Annotated in this window: 19 protein-coding genes and 5 pseudogenes; 17 read left to right on the forward strand and 7 right to left on the reverse strand. The window is 69.5% G+C overall.

Annotated elements, in window-relative coordinates:
- The first annotated feature begins 37 nt into the window (after nt 1-37).
- The 4 genes from AC0699_RS20510 to AC0699_RS20525 all read left to right on the forward strand — a co-directional run bounded on the left by AC0699_RS20510 (nt 38) and on the right by AC0699_RS20525 (nt 5220).
- Nucleotides 38-1723 carry an alkaline phosphatase D family protein gene (locus AC0699_RS20510; RefSeq protein WP_478662099.1) on the forward strand — a complete coding sequence of 562 codons (1686 nt, stop codon included), beginning with the start codon at nt 38-40 and terminating at the stop codon, nt 1721-1723.
- Between the two features lie 31 nt (nt 1724-1754).
- On the forward strand, nt 1755-3770 hold the full coding sequence (locus AC0699_RS20515) for an FAD/NAD(P)-binding protein (protein ID WP_478662102.1): 2016 nt from the start codon (nt 1755-1757) through the stop codon (nt 3768-3770).
- A 57-nt stretch (nt 3771-3827) separates the two neighbouring features.
- On the forward strand, nt 3828-4292 hold the full coding sequence (locus AC0699_RS20520; RefSeq protein ID WP_478662104.1) for a DoxX family protein: 465 nt from the start codon (nt 3828-3830) through the stop codon (nt 4290-4292).
- A 283-nt stretch (nt 4293-4575) separates the two neighbouring features.
- Nucleotides 4576-5220: a DedA family protein gene (locus AC0699_RS20525; RefSeq protein WP_478662106.1), complete on the forward strand. Its 645-nt coding sequence runs from the start codon at nt 4576-4578 to the stop codon at nt 5218-5220.
- On the opposite strand, the gene AC0699_RS20530 is transcribed toward AC0699_RS20525, so the two are convergent.
- Entirely contained in the window at nt 5189-5449 is a 261-nt protein-coding gene (locus tag AC0699_RS20530; protein WP_478662108.1) for a DUF2277 domain-containing protein, read from the reverse strand. The two genes, AC0699_RS20525 and AC0699_RS20530, sit on opposite strands and share 32 nt — an antisense overlap.
- An 84-nt stretch (nt 5450-5533) precedes the next feature.
- Complete coding sequence (locus AC0699_RS20535) at nt 5534-5833, reverse strand: hypothetical protein (RefSeq protein ID WP_478662109.1); 300 nt, start codon at nt 5831-5833, stop codon at nt 5534-5536.
- A gap of 449 nt (nt 5834-6282) precedes the next feature.
- On the opposite strand from AC0699_RS20535, the gene AC0699_RS20540 reads away from it, so the two are divergent.
- The 4 genes from AC0699_RS20540 (at nt 6283) to AC0699_RS20555 (ending at nt 8509) form a co-directional block, all read left to right on the forward strand.
- The gene (locus AC0699_RS20540) at nt 6283-6519 is read left to right on the forward strand and encodes a hypothetical protein (protein WP_469770430.1); all 237 of its coding nucleotides are present in this window, start codon (nt 6283-6285) and stop codon (nt 6517-6519) included.
- Complete coding sequence (locus AC0699_RS20545) at nt 6516-7127, forward strand: RNA polymerase sigma factor (protein WP_478662113.1); 612 nt, start codon at nt 6516-6518, stop codon at nt 7125-7127. The genes AC0699_RS20540 and AC0699_RS20545 overlap by 4 nt, the downstream gene beginning before the upstream one ends.
- Nucleotides 7128-7134: 7 nt before the next feature.
- A complete protein-coding gene (locus AC0699_RS20550; protein ID WP_478662116.1) occupies nt 7135-7845 on the forward strand; it encodes a hypothetical protein in 711 nt (236 codons plus the stop codon).
- Between the two features lie 226 nt (nt 7846-8071).
- Complete coding sequence (locus tag AC0699_RS20555) at nt 8072-8509, forward strand: protein-tyrosine phosphatase family protein (protein WP_478662119.1); 438 nt, start codon at nt 8072-8074, stop codon at nt 8507-8509.
- Between the two features lie 396 nt (nt 8510-8905).
- On the opposite strand, the gene AC0699_RS20560 is transcribed toward AC0699_RS20555, so the two are convergent.
- Nucleotides 8906-9136, reverse strand: coding sequence for a response regulator transcription factor (locus tag AC0699_RS20560; protein ID WP_478662121.1), 231 nt, complete (start codon nt 9134-9136; stop codon nt 8906-8908).
- Between the two features lie 350 nt (nt 9137-9486).
- On the opposite strand from AC0699_RS20560, the pseudogene AC0699_RS20565 reads away from it, so the two are divergent.
- From AC0699_RS20565 to AC0699_RS20575, 3 genes and pseudogenes are all read left to right on the forward strand, one after another.
- A pseudogene (locus AC0699_RS20565) lies at nt 9487-9597 on the forward strand (transposase); the annotation flags it as partial.
- A 651-nt stretch (nt 9598-10248) separates the two neighbouring features.
- Complete coding sequence (locus AC0699_RS20570; protein ID WP_478662123.1) at nt 10249-10524, forward strand: hypothetical protein; 276 nt, start codon at nt 10249-10251, stop codon at nt 10522-10524.
- A 1368-nt stretch (nt 10525-11892) separates the two neighbouring features.
- Complete coding sequence (locus AC0699_RS20575) at nt 11893-13365, forward strand: sialidase family protein (RefSeq protein ID WP_478662125.1); 1473 nt, start codon at nt 11893-11895, stop codon at nt 13363-13365.
- 230 nt (nt 13366-13595) lie between these two features.
- Here the strand turns inward: AC0699_RS20575 and AC0699_RS20580 are convergent.
- Both AC0699_RS20580 and AC0699_RS20585 read right to left on the reverse strand, forming a co-directional pair.
- Nucleotides 13596-13736: pseudogene (locus AC0699_RS20580) on the reverse strand (GntR family transcriptional regulator); the annotation flags it as partial.
- A gap of 96 nt (nt 13737-13832) precedes the next feature.
- Nucleotides 13833-14042, reverse strand: a complete 210-nt coding sequence (locus AC0699_RS20585; protein ID WP_478662127.1) for a hypothetical protein — start codon at nt 14040-14042, stop codon at nt 13833-13835.
- Between the two features lie 672 nt (nt 14043-14714).
- Between AC0699_RS20585 and AC0699_RS20590 the strand changes: the two genes are divergently transcribed.
- The 5 genes and pseudogenes from AC0699_RS20590 to AC0699_RS20610 all read left to right on the forward strand — a co-directional run bounded on the left by AC0699_RS20590 (nt 14715) and on the right by AC0699_RS20610 (nt 17105).
- Nucleotides 14715-15206, forward strand: a complete 492-nt coding sequence (locus AC0699_RS20590) for a DUF2975 domain-containing protein (protein ID WP_478662128.1) — start codon at nt 14715-14717, stop codon at nt 15204-15206.
- Entirely contained in the window at nt 15206-15427 is a 222-nt protein-coding gene (locus AC0699_RS20595; protein ID WP_054237256.1) for a helix-turn-helix domain-containing protein, read from the forward strand. Before AC0699_RS20590 ends, AC0699_RS20595 begins: the two co-directional genes overlap by 1 nt.
- A 111-nt stretch (nt 15428-15538) precedes the next feature.
- Nucleotides 15539-15745 (forward strand): annotated as a pseudogene (locus AC0699_RS20600) (transposase family protein); the annotation flags it as partial.
- Complete coding sequence (locus AC0699_RS20605; protein ID WP_478662130.1) at nt 15645-16616, forward strand: ISAs1 family transposase; 972 nt, start codon at nt 15645-15647, stop codon at nt 16614-16616. The pseudogene AC0699_RS20600 and the gene AC0699_RS20605, both read left to right, overlap by 101 nt.
- A 240-nt stretch (nt 16617-16856) precedes the next feature.
- Complete coding sequence (locus AC0699_RS20610) at nt 16857-17105, forward strand: SCO4226 family nickel-binding protein (RefSeq protein WP_478662132.1); 249 nt, start codon at nt 16857-16859, stop codon at nt 17103-17105.
- A gap of 98 nt (nt 17106-17203) precedes the next feature.
- Here the strand turns inward: AC0699_RS20610 and AC0699_RS20615 are convergent.
- A pseudogene (locus tag AC0699_RS20615) lies at nt 17204-17392 on the reverse strand (NUDIX domain-containing protein); the annotation flags it as partial.
- An 11-nt stretch (nt 17393-17403) separates the two neighbouring features.
- Between AC0699_RS20615 and AC0699_RS20620 the strand changes: the two are divergent.
- A pseudogene (locus AC0699_RS20620) lies at nt 17404-18108 on the forward strand (tyrosine-type recombinase/integrase); the annotation flags it as partial.
- Between the two features lie 1375 nt (nt 18109-19483).
- Here the strand turns inward: AC0699_RS20620 and AC0699_RS20625 are convergent.
- Entirely contained in the window at nt 19484-19894 is a 411-nt protein-coding gene (locus tag AC0699_RS20625) for a hypothetical protein (protein WP_478662134.1), read from the reverse strand.
- Between the last annotated feature and the right edge of the window lie 654 nt (nt 19895-20548).

The following is a 20548-nucleotide window of genomic DNA, read 5'->3' on the forward strand; positions in this document are numbered from 1 at the left end:
TCGTTCCGTACCGTACGAGGGCGACGGAGGAGGGCATATGGCAGCCGGGCTGCGCCTGGGACCACTACTGCGGCATGTCGACTGGGAGGCCGGTGAGCAGGCGACCGTCTGGGTCGAGGCCGACCGGCCGTGCACGGCCGAGGTGCGATGCGCGGACGGCGCGGGCGGCTCGGTCCGTACGTTCCAGATCGAGGGCCACCACTACGCGCTGATCCCGGTGACCGGCCTCACCCCCGCCTCCTCGACCCCGTACGAGGTACTGCTGGACGGCCGGCGCGTCTGGCCCCTGGAGGACTCCCCCTTCCCGCAGAGCACGATCCGCACCCCCGCGATCCCTGCCGAAGGCGTCCGGGTCGCCTTCGGCTCCTGCCGCTGGGCCGCGCCGCCCGCCTACGAGCACGACCCGGTCGGCCCCGACGCGCTGGACACCCTCGCCGCCCGGCTGGCCGCCGACCCGGAAGCCGAGCGCCCGGACGTGCTGCTCCTGCTGGGCGACCAGGTGTACGCGGACGCGACGTCCCAGGCGACCCAGCGCTGGCTGGCCGCCCGGCGTGATCTGCGCGAGCCGCCGGGCGTGGAGGTCGCGGACTACGAGGAGTACACCCGGCTGTACGACGAGTCCTGGCTGGACCCCGAGGTCCGCTGGCTGCTCTCCACCGTCCCCAGCTGCATGATCTTCGACGACCACGATGTGATCGACGACTGGAACACCAGCGCGTCGTGGCTCGCGGAGATGCGGGAGACGGCCTGGTGGCAGGAGCGCGTGCGCAGCGGGCTGATGTCGTACTGGGTCTACCAGCATCTGGGCAATCTCACCCCGGCCGAGCTCGAAACGGATCCGGTCCACGCTGCCGTACGGTCCAGCCCCGACGGCACGGACGCACTGCGGCGGTTCGCGGCGAAGGCCGAGACCGATCCGGCCGCGGTCCGCTGGAGCTACCGGCGCGACTTCGGCAGGACCCGGCTGCTGATGGTCGACACCCGGGCGGCCCGTGTGCTGGACGAGCAGAACAGGGCGGTGCTCGACGAGCGCGAGGCGGGCTGGCTCCGCGAACAGGCACTGGAGGCCCCGGGCTCGTACGACCACCTGCTCGTCGGGACCTCGCTGCCCTGGCTGCTGCCGCCGCTCATCCATGACGCGGAGAGCTGGAACGCGGCACTGTGCCGGGGCGAACGAGGCGCGCGCTGGGCACGTTTCGGCGAAGACCTGCGCAGACGGTCCGATCTGGAGCACTGGGCGGCGTTCCCGGCATCGTTCGAGAAGCTGACGGCGCTGATCGCGGAGGCGGGCAGCGGCCCGCTGGCACCGGCGACGATCTGCGTGCTGTCCGGGGATGTGCACCACGCGTACGTCGCCGAGCCGGTCTGGCCGGACGCGGCGCCGGACGCGCGGGTGCTGCAACTGACCTGCTCCCCCGTCCACAACGCGATCCACTCCTCGGTGAAGCTCGGCTTCCGCTTCGGCTGGAGCCGGGCGGGGCGGCGGCTCGGCCATGCGCTGGCCCGGCACGGGCGGGCGGGGCGGCCCGTCATCGACTGGCACCGGAGCGGCGGGCCGTGGTTCGGGAACCAGCTGATGACACTGACGCTGCGCGGGCGCTCGGCCGGCCTCCGGCTCGACCAGGCGCGCACGGACGGCAGACCGGCCGGGGGCAATCGGGCGGATCGTGTGGGTACGCGGCTCGTGACGGTCGACGAGCGGAACCTGACGAATGGTCCGTGACACTTCACACAGCAGCAGATGATCCTCACCCATGCCCCTCCGGCTCCCCACACAGCGACGGCATGATGAGGCGGACGATCCGCTTCCCGTCCCGTCAAGCCCCCACATTGCCCCGGGAGTCAGTGCTTTGTCCGTGTTGCCCGCAGTTCCGCACGCCATAGCCCTGGTCGGCGCAGGACCCCGCGGCACCTCGGTCCTCGAAAGGCTCTGCGCCTCCGTGCCCGAACTGGCCCCGGAGACCGCGCTGACGGTGCATGTCATCGACCCCGCCCCGGCGGGCCCCGGCCAGGTGTGGCGAACGGACCAGCCCGCCGAGCTGCTGATGAACACGGTCGCTTCCCAGGTGACGCTCTTCACCGACGACAGCGTGGACTGCGAGGGGCCGGTACGGCCGGGGCCGAGCCTGTACGAGTGGGCCGCCGTCCACCCGGCCGAGGGGCTCGGCCCCGACGACTATCCGACCCGCGCCTGCTACGGCCGCTATCTGGAGTGGGCGTTCCGTGAAATCGCCGACCGCGCGTCGCGGACGGTACGAATGGAGGTGCACCGGGCCCGCGCGGTGCGCCTCGACGACGCCGAGGACGGTTCGCAGACGCTGGCACTGGACGACGGGACCTCGCTGACCGGCCTCAGCGCGGTGGTGCTGGCGCAGGGGCATCTGCCGGTGGCGCCCGGTGCGGTTCCGGCCCGGCTCGGCGCCCACGCGGCCCGGCACGGCCTGCGCCACTTCGCCCCCGCCAACCCGGCGGACCTCGACCTCTCCGCGATCGCCCCGGGCGAATCGGTCCTGCTGCGCGGCCTCGGCCTCAACTTCTTCGACCACATGGCACTGCTGACGACGGGCCGCGGCGGCGCGTTCGTCCGTGACGGGAACCGCCTCGTCTACCGGCCCTCGGGACGCGAACCGAGGCTGTACGCGGGCTCTCGGCGCGGCATTCCGTACCAGGCACGCGGGGACAACGCGAAGGGCGCTTCGGGCCGGCACCGCCCGCTGGTGCTCACCCCGGACGCGATCGCGGTCTTCCGCAAACGCGCGGAAGCCGACGATCCGCCGGACTTCCTCACCGAGATATGGCCACGGGTCGCCAAGGAGGTGGAGACGGTCTACTACGAGGCGCTGCTGTGCAGGGGCCCCGGCCGCGCGGCGGAGTTCCGGGCCCGCTTCCGCACCCGCTTCCTGGACACGGCGCACGGCAGCCCGGAGGAGGCCGCGGTCCTGGACGCCTATGGGTGCACGGAGGCCGACCGCTGGTCCTGGGAGCGGATCTCACGGCCGTACGCGGGCGAGACCTTCACCGGCCCGGCCGCCTTCCGCGACTGGCTGCTGGGGCATCTGCGGCGGGACGCCGAGCACGCGGCGCTCGGCAATGTGGCGGGCCCCCTCAAGGCAGCTCTCGACGTCCTGCGGGACGTACGCAACGAGGTGCGGCAGATCGTGGACCACCGCGGACTGTCGGGCGGGTCCCGGCGCGACCATCTGGACCGCTGGTACACACCGCTGAACGCGTTCCTCTCCATCGGACCGCCGCGCCGCCGGATCGAGGAGATGACCGCTCTGATCGAGGCCGGGGTACTGGAGGTGGTCGGCCCGCGGATGGCGGTACGGACGGAGGACGGGGGGTTCACCGCCGAGTCGCCCGACGTGCCGGGGTCGGCGGTGACGGCGACGACGCTGATCGAGGCACGGCTCCCGGAGCCGGACCTCAGGCGCAGCCGTGACGAGTTGCTCGCGCGGCTGCTGCGCACGGGGCAGTGCCGGCCGCATGCGGTCGGCGGTTACGAAACCGGCGGCCTGGACGTGACAGCTCGGCCGTACCGCCTGATCGATCGTCAGGGGCGGGCGCATCCACGGCGGTTCGCGGTCGGTGTGCCCACCGAGGGAGTGCACTGGGTGACCGCGGCGGGGGCCCGGCCCGGAGTGGACTCGGTGACGCTGTCGGACGCGGACGCGGTGGCACGGGCCGTGCTGCGCGTGGCTGCCGCCGACTGTGAAATCCCGATGAAGAGCGACCGCCGGCTGAATGTTGAACTTGCAAGTATTGATTAGGTCCGCCTAACTTGAGTCCCATCGGTTTCACGTCCCCAGACCGAAGGAGACCCCCAGATGGCCACTCGACAGTCGTCCTCGAGACTGGACCAGGCCCAGCCGTACGTGCTCGGACTGTTCCGCATCGTCGTCGGTCTGCTGTTCACCAGCCACGGCGCCGCCGCGCTCTTCGGCGTCCTCGGCGGAATGAACGGCGGCACCGTGCCCACCGGCACCTGGCCGGGCTGGTACGCGGCCGTGATCGAGCTCGTCGCCGGCGGCCTGGTGCTGATCGGCCTCGGCACGCGCGCGGCCGCGTTCATAGCCTCGGGCTCGATGGCGTACGCGTACTTCAAGGTGCACCAGCCCGAGGCGCTCTTCCCGCTGCAGAACGGCGGCGAGGCATCCGCGATGTTCTGCTGGGCGTTCCTGCTGCTGGTCTTCACCGGCTCGGGTGCGCTGGGGCTGGACCGGCTGTTCGCTTCGCGCGGCGCGGCCGAGGAGAAGAAGCCCGAGGAGTCCGCGACGGCTGTCACGGCCTGACGTTCCAGGCGGTGGGCCCGGGCCGGCAGCTGGTGCCGTGCGGCCCCGGGCCCACCCGCGTTTTCCTCTCACCTCGCGCCTCACCTCGCGCCTCGCCCTGCTGGCGGGGCCGGGCCCGCCGGGGGTGTTGCTCCGCGCCGCGAGCCGCCCGTACGGCCGCGCCCGACTTCAGCCCACCCCTGATGATCTCGCCGCAGGGCGCGGGCGTACGCTGTATGGCTGTCATGCCGCCCCTGCCGCTCCCCTGCGACGTCGCGGCGTTGTCATCAAGGGGGGAGTCCAGGTGCTTGAGATTGTGGGGTCGCTGACCGGCAGCCCGTGGATCTATGCCGTCGTGGCCGTCTCCGTACTCCTGGACGTCTTCGTGCCCGTGCTGCCCAGCGGTGTGCTGGTGATCACGGCCGCGACGGCGGCCGCAGCCGGATCGACGGCCGCGGGATCGACGACGGTCGCCGAGGCCGCCGGCCAGGTGCCCCAGGAAGTGCCTTCGCTACTGGTGCTGCTGCTCTGCGCGACGACTGCGTCCGTGCTCGGCGACCTCGTCGCCTACCGGCTGGCCTGGCGCGGCGGCGACCGACTTGACCGGGCGATCGCGCGCTCCCGACGGCTGACCAGGGCGCAGCAACGTCTCGGCACCGCCCTCAGCCGTGGCGGCGGCATGCTGGTCGTCATCGCCCGCTTCGCCCCCGCGGGCCGCTCGGTCGTCTCCCTGGGCGCGGGCGCGTCACGCCGCAAGGTGACGGAGTTCCTGCCCTGGTCGGCCCTCGCGGGAGTGGCCTGGGCGGGCTACAGCGTCGGCCTCGGCTACTTCGGCGGCCAGTGGCTGGGTGCGACATGGGTGGGCGTGGCGGTGTCCGTCCTCGCCCTCTTCGCCGCGGGGTCCCTCGCGGCCTACGTCATGCGGCGTCCGGCGCCGGAACCGGTATAGCCTTCCCGGCCGCGCTCCCGCCGCCACGCACCTCCAGCCCGTCGAGGAGCTTGCGGGTCGACTCCGCTATCTCGTCCACGGCCCGGTCGAACACCTCCCGGTTGTGCGCGGCGGGCGCCCGGAACCCGGACACCTTCCGTACGAACTGCAGGGCTGCGGCCCTGATGTCCTCCTCGGTGGCTTCTTCGGGGAGGACGGGCGGTCGGAGAGTCTTGATGCTGCGGCACATGTCTCCAGTGTGGGCCACGCCACTGACAACGCGCCTCGGTCGGCGTGTGTACGCCACGCACGCCTCACGCATGCCGTGAGTGCGTCACGCGGCGTCGGCAATCCCGGCGCCCGAGGTGCCCGGAGCCGCACCGACACCCGCACTCGCACTCGCACTCGCACCGGCACCCGGCGCCGCACCCGTCGCCGCACACGCAGCCACGCCCGCAGTTACACCCGCGCCCAGAATCACACCGGCGCCCGTCTCCGCGTCCGCCCCCGCGTCCGTCTGCGCCCCGACCGCCGCCGCCCACTCCACGAGCAGCTGCTGGTACCGGGCCTCGTCCACGGCGGACAACCGCGCCCCGGACCGCGCCCACAGTGCGCGAATCTCCGCATTCACCATAGCAGCGGACCGTACGGAACCAAGCTCGCGAAGGGTTGGGGACATGGTCACAAGGTTACGGGCCCGGACTGACAACGGTGACCCACAGACGTGCCCCGGTGACGGATACCACTTACGCGGATGCCAGGTTCATATGCCACATATGGCGTCCGTCACATGCCCCAACACCCGGAACGCTGCCCAGAGTTTGCGCAAAGAGTGATGCCTCCGCAGCCCGCTCCGGACGGGCCGCAGGTAGTCCGGCGTGACTCGCGAGTACACCAGGGGTGGCGAGTACCGGCGATCCTCAACTGCAAACGTATGCACCGAGTTGCTGTAACCGCCTGGTTGCTGTCCGCCAGACATTCGTTGTCAGACGTCTCCACGTTTCGCGGTGCGGAACCGCTTTGCTGTCCGCACGAGCAATGACGCTCCAGGCACCGGGGCGTGCGAAAGCAGCGGGGATCCGAGTGCCGACCGACAGCGAACGTAAGGACAGCACCGAAGTGAAGTTCGACGAAGCCGCCCTCGTGCTGGCCATCGCGGCCGCCGCGAGAGCGTACGCGCCCGATGTCCGGGCGTTCACGCGGCGCCTGCTCGGCGCGGGTGTACGTGTCGGAGCCGCCAGCCTGATCGAACAGCGCCACCCCACCTCCCCGCCGGCACTCCCCGATGCCGACGGGCCCGACGAAGAAGGCCGCTCATGAGTGGCCGGCAGCCCAAGGATGTGAACAAGCGGGCGATGCAGGGACTCGTCAATTCCATGCCACCGCCCTTCCGGGCGTTCCACACCCAGTACCACCAGCCGTACTTCGAGTACGCGCGTATCCAACTGGGCGACTGGGACGCCGCTGACGAACTCGTCCACGGCACCTTCCTCTACCTGGCCTTCAACTGGCAGCACTTCACCCGCCAGGGCAGCTTCGAGGCCGACGCCTGGGCCCTGCACAAGGAGCGGGTGGCCACCGAACTGACAGTGACGGGCCGCCCGCCCGCGGGCCCCGAAACGCTGGCCTTCGCCCGTGCGATACGCGCCGCCACGGATGCCGTCATGGGCACCTTCCGCGAACACTTCCGGGCACAGGTCGACGAACTCGAGCACAGCATCGGTCTCTACCGCGCCATGACCCACCTCCCCGAGCGACAGTTTGACGTGGTCCTTCTGCGCTATGCGCTGGGCTACACGACGAAGCACACCGCCTCGGTCATGGGCATCACCCCGGCCACGGTGCGGACGCTGCGCTGCAGTGCCAAGCGGCGGCTGGCGGCCGAACTCGATCTCGACATGGAAGTGGACATCGACGATGAGGAGTGAGAGCCCTATGTCACGCCGGCCGCGCGGTGTCGAGGAGGCCCTCGCCAGAGCCAGGGTCTTCGAGGGCGACTACTCGAAGGAACAACTGGAGGCATCGCGCCGGCGACTCGCGCACGACCTCGCCGAGGCACGCTGGACGCAGATTTTCACGGGCGGTGCCTCCCCGTGGGGCCGCCCCGCGGCGACGCTCCACCAGCAGGCGCGGGACGGACTGTGGTCGCTGTCCCAGAACGTCATCACGAACGACGAGGCCGCCGGCTACATCGCCCGCTTCGAGGACGACCGCGACCCGGACGGGGCCCTCGCCTTCGCCTGCCTGCTGGACCTGGCCGACGCGGAGGAAGGCGCCCAGTTCTGGTGGCAGTTCGCCGCCGGAGCGGGGAACGCGACGAGCGCGCTGTGTCTGTACCTGCTGCATCTGCGCCGGGGCGAACTGCGGGACGCCCAGCACTGGGCGGCACAGATTCCCGCGCTGGAGACGGGCACCCAGGACCAGTTCAGACCCGTGCCGCACGAGGCGGTCGACCCGGGTGCCCCGCCCTCCGGCATCACGGTGCGCTTCGAGGCGGCGGGAGACGACGCGTTCGTACCCGAGGACGCCGTCAGGGACACCGTCGACCACCTGGACGTCGACGAACTCGACGACTTCGGCACCATCCCGCGCCCGAGCGCGGCGCTGGCGGGCCGGGTGAAGGACCTGGTCACGGTTGCCCGCTGACGTCCGAGGGCCCCGGGTCACGGGGCCCTCGGTGGGTCGTGGGTCCACTGCGACGCTGCGAGCGCAGTCGGCACGGGCCGCGGACTGTGGCGCTCGGGGCGCTACCGGGCGCGGACTGCAGCGCTCAGGGGGCTACCGACCGTGACCGGCAGGCGGCGGGCAGCAGACGCAGGCGGCAGGGAGCATCCCCGGCCGCGTACGCACCCCCTCGGCTACCTTGGCCACCGTGACCGAGCCGTGGCACCCGACCGCCCCCGGAGTCCTCCGCCTGCCCTCCGGCCGGCTCGTACGGGGCCGCGCCCTGCGCCGCCCGCTCCCGCCCGGCCCACCGCCCACGTACGCCGTTCATCTGCTGGGCGGGCAGCCCCCTGAGTTCCCCTGGGAATCCCGCTGGCTCCGCTGGCCGGACTTCCGTCTCCCCAGCGATCCCGCCCACGCCCGATCCGTCCTGCACGACGCCTGGACCCGCTCCGCCACCGACCGCGTCGAGATCGCCTGCGGAGGCGGCCGTGGCCGCACGGGCACGGCCCTGGCCTGCCTCGCCGTTCTCGACGGCGTCCCGTCCGCCGAGGCGGTGGCCTTCGTACGCCGCCACTACGACCGGCGTGCCGTCGAGACCCCTTGGCAGCGGCGGTACGTCCGCCGCTTTCCGGCCGCCCCGTAGCCGCCCCGCCATGGCCTGCGCATCCTTTACCGAGAAACCGGTCGAAAATTGTATTTAACCGTCGCTATCGGGCGTCTGGAGGGTTACTCTGATAACAGACCTGCGGGATGAGCGAGGGAGTTCAACCGGAGTAGCCGACTTTGGCGGAAGGGTTTGGTTCCGCTGGGGCCGACGTCGACGGTCGGGCTGAGAGGCTGAAAGGTCGCAGGACCGGACGGCGACCCCCACTACCTGATTCGGGTAATGCCGACGAAGGGAGCCCGTCTCGTAGGTCGCTCATGTGCGTGTGTACGTCGAAGACCCCCGGCCGTGATCGGCCGGGGGTCTTCGGTTTCGGCGAGCGCGGACCGTTCCGGACCGCCGACGCGGTCGGACCCGGGTGGCCGGGCGTGGGTGTCACAGGCCGAGGGAGATGGCCAGTCGGGTGAGTTCGGCCGTGCTGTTGATGTTGAGCTTGGCGCGGATGCGGCGGAGGTAGGCGTCGACGGTGTGCTTGGAGAGTCCCATGTGGCGGGCCGTCTGCAGGTAGGTGCGCCCGGCGGCGATGTGCCGCAGCGTCTCCTGCTCGCGCGGAGCCAGCGCGGGTGCGGGGGCTTCGGCGTACGGCGTGGCGAGTGCGAGGCTCATGGGATTCCCTCCGGCGGATCGGCCCGGTCATCTCTGCTCACGCCCTCGGAAGCAGGAGGCATATGCCCGAATGAGGCGTTTTGCCCTCTTTTCAAAAGGCTGCCGGGGCGACTTCACGACGGCGTCCGCCGACTGTCACAGGCGTGTCACACGCCACACCGTCACGGACGGTCACAGTGCAGCGATCACAGTGCGACCGCAGAGGGGCAGGCGCCGGCCTGGGACACCCCCCGACGCGCTGCCCCCGCTGTCAACGGTGAACGTGGGCGTCAAAGAGTCAAGGGGCCATTCGTCCGTGGTTGAGGTGCGGATCATGTGACTTCTCACGCTTCGCGCCCGTTGACATGTTCATGGAGCGGTGGGATCTCACGAACGAGGAATGGGCCCGACTGAAGCCGCATCTGCCCAAGTCCGGGCAACGCGGGGGGCGTTGGGCCAGTCACCGCAGGATCATCAACGGGACCCACCCTCGGCCACTACGTCAAGCTCGGGGAGGAGACCTCCGCCCGCATCACCGCCGGGGACGACGAGCACAACCGCCGACGCCGCTGCTGGCTGCACCTGGCGCAGCGCTACCGCCTGTTCCGGCCGCCGGGCTTCGCTCTCCCCGGCGACACCTTGGCCTCCCATCGGCGCTCGCCGTGAAGCGCCACCGCAGTGGCGGCCCAGCACCTCGCGGGGAAGCGAAGGCCGGCCGCCTCCCCGGCCGAGCCGCGTCCGGCGGTGTGCAGGGGACAGGCCGGGCGGGACGCTGAGCCGTCCCATCCACCTGGTCGGCCGGACGGGCCGGCTACGGCGCTTCGCGCAATCGCAGTTACTCAGCGCGGCCGCCCCCCGGATGCCCAGGACGGGCGGGGGAGACGATGCGACGCTGGAGTGAGGGGCCCGCGAGTGGAGGTCCGAGTGCGTCCCATCCGGTCCGGAGCCCTCTCCATCGGCCTGGCGACCATGTCCCGGTGCGGCTCAATGGATGCGACGCAGAATCGTGCGGTCAGTCTGTGAGCCCGCCGGCCGGGGCACCACTCACCGAGCGTCGCCAGGCGGCCTTACCGCGTGGATCCGGCCCGCCGGGACCAGGACCGCGCGACGAACCCGGAAGGCAGGTGCGTCCCATGCGCACGTCGACCCGTATCGCCGGTGCCCTCACCGGCCTGACCCTCACCCTCGGGGGTGCGGTCCTCGCCGCTCCCGCGGCCCGGGCGGACATCGCCGCCTGCACACAGATGGCCGAACTGGCCGGTGCCACCGCTTCCGACTCCGTCACAGCGGCCTGCAGCCGTGGCGTGGTCGGAGACCTGCAGAGTTGTGTGACCGGGCTGACCGGGGCCGGAGTGGCGGGCGGCGCCGCGACCGGTGCCTGCCGGGCGGCGGCCCACGAACCGCGTTAGAGGGCGGCGCGGGGCAGCCGCCCGCCGGCACCGGTCGGAGGCAGGTACGGCCCGTCTCCTCCTCAACCCCCCGGCCTGCCCGGACACAACGCGGCCCCGGTGGGCAGTCTCGACGCCAAGGACATCGACATCGCCCCGCTCCTACCGACGCGCACGCGGCGTACCGATGCGGCCGGTCGAGGTCGGTGACGTCATGCCTCTCCGGGGCAGGGCAGTCACCGCCCGGGCGCGGCGCCCAGCCTCGCCTCGCGGGCCTCATGCGGAGCACCCATGCTGAGTAAGAGGGCGCCGTCGTCTTGAGACTTGTCCTTCCCGAAGGCCGAACGAAGGCGCCTGAGAGGAGGAGGAAGTCATGCGCATGCGAAGGATCCTGGGCCTCGCCCTGGCCGCGGCAACCCTTGCCGGCGTGAGCGCCGTCGGCGCTGTCAGCGCCGGGGCCGCCTCGTCTCCGAACATCTCCAGAGACGAGTGCACGGCAGCCGGCGGACAGATAACATCACGCCCCTACGCAGGCTATGCCTGCGCGCTGCCTGACGGGACCACGCAGCCGATCACTTGATCAGTCGGCGCACAGCTGGGCAACCAGTCCGGCCGGTGCACCCGGCGCGGTGGGTATGGAGTAACTGCACCCGGACCACCGTCGGGTGGATCGCCCGTGCCCGTCTCGACACCGCGGCACTCGCGATGGTGGACGCCGACCGTCTCGAAGCCAAGGCCGTCACCGCTTCGAGACGGCCGCGCCGTCCTGAACGGCCTCGGCCATGTCGTCATACAGTGACCGACGAGGTCGTTCGCATTTCCTGGCTGTAGTGATTCGGATTTCCCAGCTGTATTGATCACGAGCGTTGTTGACACTCGGCAGGTCCTGAACAGGCGCAGACGAACGAGCAGTCCCGCCGGCATCGAGCCTGGATGTGCCGACGGTGATGGAGTCTTCCTTCTGGCGCGGGCGATGATCGCGCCGCTGTCCGCATTGAGGTGGCCCTTTGCCGATGCCCTGACTCATCCCCACCGTTGAAGAGGTCCAGCAGGTCATCCCGCTCGAACCCGTCTGAGTCAAGGCCGACCCCGCCGGCATCGCCAACCGGCACGCGGCCCACGGCCCTCTCCGGGGACCTACAAGAAGGCGCCGTAACAGCACGACCAAGGAGCCGACCGGCACGGTGCACCCGCCGGTCGGCTCCGCCGTGCTCCTCGACGACCCCGGGGATGACTCCGTCGTTCGGCCCATCAAGGGCACCGGCTGCAACGCCGAAAAGGACCAAGCGGAGTCGCCCCACCCTCGCGTTCCGGTACACCTCCGCGCCCCAGGCCGCCCCGATGACGGCGGTCCAGTACCCCGGCCGACAGGCCCGGAGGAGATCCCGCATGCGCGTCTTCCTGCCCCTGACCGCCGTCACCAGCGCCGCGCTCCTGCTCGTCACGGTCACCGGCGCGGCCCCCGCCGCAGCAGACCGGAACCCCGACGGCACACCACTGGTCAAGGTGTCCCACGGCGACCCGTACGCGAAGTGCACCATCGGAGCGAGGTCCCCCGACAGCATCGTCTACCCGGCCACCGAGGTCGAGCCGTACCTGTCCGTCGATCCGCGCGACCCCAAGCGCGTGGTCACCGTGTTCCAGCAGGACCGCTGGAGCGACGGCGGCGCCCGTGGCCTGGCGGCCAGCTGGACCACGGACGGCCACACCTTCCACCGGAGCACGCTGCCGTTCAGCCTGTGCGCCCCCGGCGGCGCGGACTACGAACGGGCCTCCGACCCCTGGGTGAGCACCGGACCGGACGGCACGGTCTACGCCGGCGGGGAGGGCGTCGACTTCACGAAGAGCACGCGCAGCGCCCTCCTGGCAGTCACGTCCCGCGACGGCGGCCGCACTTGGCAGAACCTCACCACCACGCACGTCGACGAGCAGCCGTTTTTCAACGACAAGCCCTCACTCACCGCCGACCCGATCCGCAAGGGCACCGCCTACCAGGTCTGGAACCGCCTCGACAACGACCCACCCGGCCCCAGCTCCCTCGACGGTCCCGGCTACATCTCCCTCACCCGCGACGGCGGCCGCACCTGGAGCAAGGCCCGGCCGTTCGTCGACACCAGCACCGTGCCCAACACCCAGACCATCGGCCATCTGATCGTCGCCGACCGGTCCACCGGCACCCTGTATGACTTCTTCGACCGGATCACCTACTCCGACGACCTGAGCACCGTCGTCGAAGCCCGCTACGAGGTGGTCACCTCGACCGACGCCGGAGAGACCTGGAGCACCCCGGTCACCGTGGCCCGGGACACCTCCGTACCGGAGGTCGACCCGAACGACCCCACCAAACTGCTGCGCGCCGCGGCCACCCTGCCGAGCCCGGCCGTTGACCCCAAGACAGGCACGCTGTACATGGCCTACGAGGGCTCGGACTTCTCCGGTGGAAAGTTCAACTCCGTCCAGCTTGTGCGGTCCACCGACGGCGGACGCACCTGGGGGACCCCGGAGCTGATCAGCCCCAAGGGCGTTCCGGCATTCTCACCGTCGATCGCGGTCGCCGAGCGGGGCACGGTCGCGCTCACTTACTACGACCTGCGCTTCCTCAAGCCCGGCAACACCACCACCCTGCCCACCGCCTACCAACTGGCCACGCTGCGGCACGGAAACCCGAAGCTCCGGACCGAACGACGGATCTCGCGGGTCTTCGACTGGCTGCAGGCGCCGTTCTCCGGGGGCTACTTCCTCGGCGACTACCAAGGCCTGGTGGCAGACGGCAAGGGAGTACGGGCGGTGCTCACCAAGACCCACTCCGGCGCACCACAGAACCGTACGGACATGTACACGAGCCGTCTCCGCACCCGCTGACCGACGCGGACGCCGTCGGCCGGCCCCACCGCCGACGGCAGCAGACAGGCCTCGGACCCACTCCGTGACCACGTTGGGCGGGGAGGTTTGGCCGCGTCCCGCCCGGCGGGGCGGGCCTGCTGCTCTGGAGTCGCGTGGTTTCCCGGTCTGTTGGGCACGGAAGGGGCACGCGTGGGGCACGCCTGAGACCTGGCATTCGAAGATCCAACGCGCCGCCGGTCGCCCGCCCGCTAACGGTTGATCGGGATCTCATGGACGATCTCGCAACGAGCGACGGGCACCACGATGTCCGCCGTCTCCACGGGCCGCCCCTGGTCGCTGTAGTACGTCCGCCGGATGTGCGTGACGAGCGCGGCCTTCTGGATGCCGAGCGACGGGTCGGCACAGTCCCTGCGACTCTCCCGGCTACGCTCGCGCGGGAGCGCCCCGCGGCGCGTGGCGCGTGGCTACGGGGCGCCTTGTGGGGTTCAGTCGATCGGCTGCCCGTCGTGCGTACCGCCCTTGCAGGTGTTGTCCGTCAGATCGGGCGTTCCGCCGCCCTGCTTGCACTCAGAAGGGGTGACGTAGGATGGGGCACCCTGTGCGGTGGCAGCGGTGGCGGTGGCGGCGCCTGTGAGGCTGAGTCCGGCGAGGGCTGCCGTGGCGATGACGGCGGCGAGGATTCGTCGAATGCGCATTTGGTTTCCCTTTCACAGATTGCCTCGGTTGGGGCACTAGTCAGCTTGATCTTCACCCATGTGGGTGGCACGTCATATTGCTCCATTCGGGTGACAGTGCTGTCGGGTGCGGGGTCGGTGACGCGACCCGTCGGACAGACCTTGGAACGAAGAGACCACCCCGGCCGGACAGGTGGTCTCTTCGTTGTTCCGGAGGGGGCAGCGTCCGCAACCGGCCCAACGCTAAGAGCTGTTGACCTGCGGAAACGCGCCCTTGGTAGCGGAGGGTGGCCGGACGCTGCAGATGCTGGCGGACGCGCAGGTCAGAGACGGCGAGCGATCCCCGGCGGACGCTGCGGACGCTATTTTCCCTTAGCTCTCAAGTTTTGCTGGGGACGGCTTTTCAGGCGGGGCGGGATCGCGGGCCCGGCTGCGTCAGCGAGGGAGCCGGGCTGCCGCGGATCCGGCTGCACGACACCCCCAAGGCTTCGGCGTAGTCGTGTGGCGTCCGATTTGTGGCTGAGCGAGGTCGACTTCGGCAAGATCGAAAACCTTCGCGTTGCGCCATGCCGCGGGAGGGGGCGGCGGCATCCCGCCATGGCGCGAGACCGCCGCCCCGCCCTCCGGCCCAGCCCTTGCTTCACCTATCGAGATTCGATAAATTCCCATCGCATCTCGATGGGAGGATGGGTCATGGGAAAGCTGACAGTGCGCGCGCTGCGCGCCGTGCTCGTGGTGGTGCTCACCGGCACCGTGTTCGTACAGGCATTGATGGTGTGGGCGTTGGTCAGCGGGAGTGACCCGGAGGACGGGTCGCTCCCGCTGACCCCGCTGCGGGTGATCACGGTCCTGGGCATCGGGACGGCCCAGGTCGCCCTGGTCTGTGTATGGCGACTGGTAACGATGGTGCGGCGCGGAACCGTGTTCTCCCACGCCGCCTTCCGGTACGTGGACGTCATCATCGGCGCGATCGTTGCGGCTGCTCTCGTGTGGTTCGCGGTCACGGCCCTGAATGCGCCGGGCCAGCGGGACGACCCGGGCGTCACCCTCATCATGGGCGGGATTGGCGTGGCCATCCTGGGGGTCGCGCTCATCGTTCTCGTGCTGCGGATGCTGCTCGCCCAGGCCGTCGCGCGCGACGTCGAAGCGGCGCAGATGCAGGCCGAGTTGGACGAGGTGATCTGATGCCGATCGCCGTCGACATCGACGTGATGCTGGCCAGGCGGAAGATGTCCGTGGGTGAGCTCGCGGACCGCGTGGGGATCACGCCCGCCAACCTGGCGGTACTCAAGAACGGCCGCGCCAAGGCGGTGCGCTTTGCGACGCTCGCCGCGCTCTGCGAGGTGCTCAAGTGCCAGCCAGGCGACCTGCTTCGCTGGGAGGCCGAGGACACCGCGGGCGAATGAACCGTGTCTGCCGACGCGTCATCGCCGATCCCGTTTGCCTTTGACCAACTCCGCGAGCATCCCGGGGCCGTACCCGGGGAGATCCCGGGCCTGCTGGAGCGTCTGGCCGAGGTGCCCGACACTCGCGATCCGCGCGGCGTACGGCACGTTCTGGTCGTCATGCTTGCGCTGACCGCGTGCGCGGTTCTGGCCGGAGCGACCTCCCTGCCGGCGGTGGGTGAGTGGATCACCGACGCCCCGCCGTCCGTCCTGGAGCGTCTCGGCGTACGGCCCGGTCCGCTGTCCCCGAAGCGGTGCCTGCCGGCGGAGGCGACGGTGCGTCGGCTGCTGGGCCGCATCGACGGCGACGCGTTGGACCGGGCGGTGGGCCGCTGGCTGGCCGACCGGCGCGCTGGGGCCGACGGTCGGCTGCACGCAGTGGGCGGTCGACGGCAAGACCCTGCGCGGAGCGGCCAGGGCCACGGGCCGCAAGATTCATCTACTCGCCGCCTGCGACCACCTCTCCGGCCTGGTCCTGGCCCAACTCGACGTTGGCGAGAAGACCAACGAGATCACCTGCTTCCAGCCTCTGCTGGAGACCCTCGCCGATCTGGCGGGCGTGGTCGTGACCAGCGACGCCATGCGCACCCAGCGCGAGCACGCCAGCTACCTGCTCGGCCGAGGCGCGCAGTACATCGTGATCGCGAAAGGGAACCAGAAGAAGCTCCACAAGCAGCTCAAATCCCTTCCCTGGAAGCAGATCCCGCTGCAGGGCCGCACCCACGACACCGGCCACGGCCGCGGTGAGATCCGCCGCATCAAGGTGTGCACGGCGAACAGCCTGCTCTTTCCCGGCGCCCGCCAGGCCATCCAGCTCAAACGCCGCCGAATGGACCGCAAGACCGGCAAGGTCAGCATCAAGACCGTCTACGCGGTCACCAGCCTCACTGCGGAACAGGCCACGCCCGCCGAGCTCGCTCGGCTGATCCGCAGCCACTGGAAGATCGAAGCCCTGCACCACGTCCGAGACGTGACATTCGCCGAGGACGCCTCCCAGCTGCGGACCGGCTCCGCACCCCGCACCATGGCGACCTGGCGCAACCTCGCCATCGGCGCCCTTCGCCTCGCCGGGACGAGCAGCATCGCCGCCGGCCTCCGGCGCAACGCCCGCGACGCCGGCCGACCTCTCGCCCTCCTCGGACTCACATGATCACGAAACGGACGTCACGCGACTACGCCGAAGCCCTGCACGACACCCGCCACGGGTGCGCGACCCGTGAAGCCCACAGCCGACGTCAAACAGCGGAGGCAGCCCGCCACTGCGGCCTGATGCGGCCAGCCCGTGCGGTCGCCGCCACGGTCGTACGGGCACAGGATGGAGATGATGGCTGGCAAGCGGGTTGGCCATTCGAAACGCCGGGACGCGGAAGTCGGAAGGAGGTGCGACGCCATGCCCCAGTTCATGGACGTCCACCACGGGATGAAGGACATCACGGCCGACCAGCTGAGGGAGGCCTACCAGGATAACCGCGCCATCGAAGGGGAAGAAGGCGTCCACTTCGAGAGGGCCTGGGCGGACCCGGAGTCCGGCACGGTCTACTGCCTCTCCGAGGCTCCCTCGGCCGAAGCGGTCAAACGCATTCACGAACGCACAGGTCACCTGGCCGACGAGATCCACCCTGTCCCCCTCACTGTGTGAACAAAGCCCCCACCCGCGGAGAACCGCAGTCGGGAACGTACTTCCCTAACCCACCACTCAGCCCAGCTCCCATCCCGTCTGCCGTCGACCCACACACCGTGGGCCCCGGTCAGCCCGTCGACTTCGACGCGGATTCCGGTCTCTGCCCAGACCTCTCGGGCTACGCCTTCCTCCGGGGCCTCGCTGAGTTCGAGGACTCCGCCCGGCCGCTCCCATGTCCCGTTGTCCGCTCGGCGGATCGCCAGTAGCCGGCCGTCCTCCCGCACGACAGCTCCTGCCACGGACACGGAGTGCAGTGGCGCTGACTGCTGCCTGCCGGGAAGAACTCGTCACGCGGAACGTTGCAACGCTGGTGGAGCCTCCGTCCGTTGAGGCACGAGAGCTGTCCCCGTGGTCCCTGGAGGAAACCCTCGACTTCCTGGCAGCAGCACGGAAGGACCCTCTATACGCGCCTTCGTGCTTGCCATAGCACTCGGCCTCCGTCGCGGTGAAATCGTCGGTCTCCGATGGGAGAACGTGGACCTGGACAGGCGCGAGATCCGCGTCCGTTCCCAGCGTCAGCGCGTCGGGGGCGAGGCGTACGACGACGATCCCAAAGGGAGGCGTCGGAAGCAGACGTTGCCACTCCCCGCGATGTGCATTGCCCCTGCGCTGGCAGCGAATGAGGCAAGCTGCTGCCCTTGATCGTTTAGGAGATATTTGGGAGCCGCACGGCTACGTGTTCACTACACGCACTGGTCGGCCGATCGAGCCGCGGAACCTGTACCGCTCGTTCACCCGGGTCGCCGACTCCGCCGACCTCCGGGTCATCCGGCTGCACGACGCCCGGCACGGCTGCGCCACCCTCCTCACCGCGGCCGGGGTCGCTCCCCGCATCGTGATGGAGATCCTCGGGCACAGTCAGATCGCCGTGACGATGAACGTCTACACCCACGTAGTCCAGGACATGCAACGCGAAGCTGTCAGCCACATGGACCGGCTGCTCAGGAGGCGCCGGCCGTGAGTGACTGCCCTCGTTGATGTCAGACGTGGATGTCAAAGGCCCCCAGCCAAGATCGGCTGGGGGCCTTTTCACTGGTGGGCGCGGACGGTTTCGAACCGCCGACATCTGCTTTGTAAGCCCGGCGCCCCTTACGGACACGTCCCCGCTGGTCACCCGCCATCTGAGGAACTAGGCCTGCCAACACAGCATCTGCACCGCCGCGCCCCCTGGTTGACCGTGGCAAACCGCTCGATCTGGCACGGGTCTGGCACGGTCACCCTCCGATCCGTAGCTCTAGCCAGGTCGGTCAACGACGGCCATACCGGTCGCTACGAAGCCCCGGAGGGACACTGCCGGGCTGGGGCGGTTGCTGGGGTTGCGGTACTGCGCTGCTGTACGCCGACTCTGGGCCGACTGGGCGCTCTAGCGCATACGAATGAATGAAGTGGTCAGATGCAGTTAATACCTGCAACCGAAATAGGTCGGGCCACGAGAGGTCTCAGCATGTCCGGGAAGGATGCCATCATCGGGGCAACGGCGACGATTGCTGCCGCCTTGATCGGAGCAGCGGTCATTTTCTGGCCAGCAGACTTGTGGCCACGCCATCAACCTGAACCGAAAGTGCATGTGAATGATGTCTGGAGTTACCCGCCCTGGGTAGTGCCACAAAGCCCAGACGAGCTTAATCTTCCACCCGGAGACCCATGCGCGTCGGACGCTGTACGCAAGTGGGTCGGATCACTGGGCGGCGTCTCGACAAATGTCTCCGTCCATTTCATCCTTACGACAGAACGCTCCGAGGCGGTCGTAGTAACGGGATTGCGCCCACATGTTCGAAGGGTCGCTGGTCCGGCGATGGAGACTACCGTGTCGCTCCCTTGTCCGGGCGGGGATGGCTTCCCAGGTCGCGAGGCGGATCTCGTGGTAGATGACACTCCTCCCACATTTACGCTCTACGACGAGCAGGGCAACCCCATCGAAAGGGTCGGCCTGAACCTAGATAAGGGAGACGCGGCGGATTTCCTGCTCAACGTAAAGGCGAAATCCCCTGGCGCTGTTTACGACTGGACCGTCGACCTTGAATTGCTAGTCGGGGGAGATCCGAAGCGGATTCGGATCTCAAATAACGGGAAGCCGTTTCGTATCGCGGCCCCACTCTCTGAAAGCGCTCCGCTAATCAACCTACTGCAACCACATAATTCACCCCTCGGTGAAGGGTGAATACACCATTGAGCGGCTTGGGCGTTGGAGCACCTGTTTGGAAGACCACGTATGCGGATGGCCGCTGAGCTGCGGGGCGCTGACCTGGGCATCTCCTGGTCCGTCTCCGTGATTCCCCGCTACTCCCCGGTGGCAACCATCCGTTCGGGCACGCTACGGGCACACAGGATCCTCCTCACTGGTCAGTCTCGCCGAGCCATCCCTCGGGAAAGAGCGGCGCAGGGATCAGTGCGGCGAAGGCGATCTGCGCCATGACCTGAAACTGCAGCGGTTCGGCTGCGCTGCTTGCAAGGAGAGGCCATGCGCAAAAGATCAGCGGGATGGCAAGCAGGACGCGGAACTGGACTACGTCCATACGGTTATGCACCCATACCGCGAAGATGGCGATGAGGAGGGTAGGTGTGCCGATGATCAGCAGCATGCCCATCCCGAGCGTCATGGTCTCCAGAAAGGTGTCGTCCCACCAGACCGTTTGCGAGATGGCCAACCATGCGGCGGCGTGAAGGAGCACGTACGTCAGCACGCATCGCCCGATCCGCCCGAGCACGCGCCCGAGTCGGCGAGCGACAGTCAGCTCCGCTGACATCCAGTACCCCCACAGCTATCACCCGGCAGTAATTGAACGTGTTCAACGTAGCTTAGAGGGAGCCTGCGCGACGAGGGTGTTGTGGCCCACAGCGGCCACCAATAGGCACAGGTCGGCGCAGCGGCTTTGGGCTGGAGCTGCCATGGGGCGAGAGATCGGGGCCCGTACGCTGGTCGCGAATCGGGCAGTCTGTGGACCTGCCCGCTATAGCCCGATGTGGGCCCCGATCTTCGAGGCTCGCCCCATGGTGGCTGCGTAAAGCCGCGGAGCCGGCCGCCCCAGACACGGACTGGTTTTCACCTGTGGTGTCGCACTGTCCCTAGCCCCGGCCTGGTCTTTCGCCCCTTTGTGGGCGCGGGCGGGCGACGACGCGCGGTCCCGGTGGCGGAGACATGGAGGGAGCCGGGCGGCGGCGTCCGGCCGGCGCCGCCGCGCTGTGCGCGGCACCTCTGATCTCTGCATCAGACTGCTTGCAGTTCGAGGAGGCCGGGATCATCGGCGAGCGGAGCGAGCACTTGAAGCCGTAGAGAAGATTTCTACTCACCCCGGTTCGGCACCTGTGTCCGGTCCCGGGAGATGCTTGACACTTCGGTCCCAGCTGATGGTTGACAGTGGCCGTGATCGGCTTTTCTGTGCGCGTCGTTGCGGCGTGTT

Source organism: Streptomyces sp. NPDC043870 (assembly GCF_056435785.1).

Excerpts from the sequence above, each read along its gene's own strand:
- AC0699_RS20510 (WP_478662099.1), top strand. The coding sequence starts at position 38 with ATGGCAGCCGGGCTGCGCCTGGGACCACTACTGCGGCATGTCGACTGG.
- AC0699_RS20515 (WP_478662102.1), top strand. The coding sequence starts at position 1,755 with ATGCCCCTCCGGCTCCCCACACAGCGACGGCATGATGAGGCGGACGAT.
- AC0699_RS20520 (WP_478662104.1), top strand. The coding sequence starts at position 3,828 with ATGGCCACTCGACAGTCGTCCTCGAGACTGGACCAGGCCCAGCCGTAC.
- AC0699_RS20530 (WP_478662108.1), bottom strand. The coding sequence starts at position 5,449 with ATGTGCCGCAGCATCAAGACTCTCCGACCGCCCGTCCTCCCCGAAGAA.
- AC0699_RS20535 (WP_478662109.1), bottom strand. The coding sequence starts at position 5,833 with ATGGTGAATGCGGAGATTCGCGCACTGTGGGCGCGGTCCGGGGCGCGG.
- AC0699_RS20545 (WP_478662113.1), top strand. The coding sequence starts at position 6,516 with ATGAGTGGCCGGCAGCCCAAGGATGTGAACAAGCGGGCGATGCAGGGA.
- AC0699_RS20550 (WP_478662116.1), top strand. The coding sequence starts at position 7,135 with ATGTCACGCCGGCCGCGCGGTGTCGAGGAGGCCCTCGCCAGAGCCAGG.
- AC0699_RS20560 (WP_478662121.1), bottom strand. The coding sequence starts at position 9,136 with ATGAGCCTCGCACTCGCCACGCCGTACGCCGAAGCCCCCGCACCCGCG.
- AC0699_RS20570 (WP_478662123.1), top strand. The coding sequence starts at position 10,249 with ATGCGCACGTCGACCCGTATCGCCGGTGCCCTCACCGGCCTGACCCTC.
- AC0699_RS20575 (WP_478662125.1), top strand. The coding sequence starts at position 11,893 with ATGCGCGTCTTCCTGCCCCTGACCGCCGTCACCAGCGCCGCGCTCCTG.
- AC0699_RS20585 (WP_478662127.1), bottom strand. The coding sequence starts at position 14,042 with ATGCGCATTCGACGAATCCTCGCCGCCGTCATCGCCACGGCAGCCCTC.
- AC0699_RS20590 (WP_478662128.1), top strand. The coding sequence starts at position 14,715 with ATGGGAAAGCTGACAGTGCGCGCGCTGCGCGCCGTGCTCGTGGTGGTG.
- AC0699_RS20595 (WP_054237256.1), top strand. The coding sequence starts at position 15,206 with ATGCCGATCGCCGTCGACATCGACGTGATGCTGGCCAGGCGGAAGATG.
- AC0699_RS20610 (WP_478662132.1), top strand. The coding sequence starts at position 16,857 with ATGCCCCAGTTCATGGACGTCCACCACGGGATGAAGGACATCACGGCC.
- AC0699_RS20625 (WP_478662134.1), bottom strand. The coding sequence starts at position 19,894 with ATGTCAGCGGAGCTGACTGTCGCTCGCCGACTCGGGCGCGTGCTCGGG.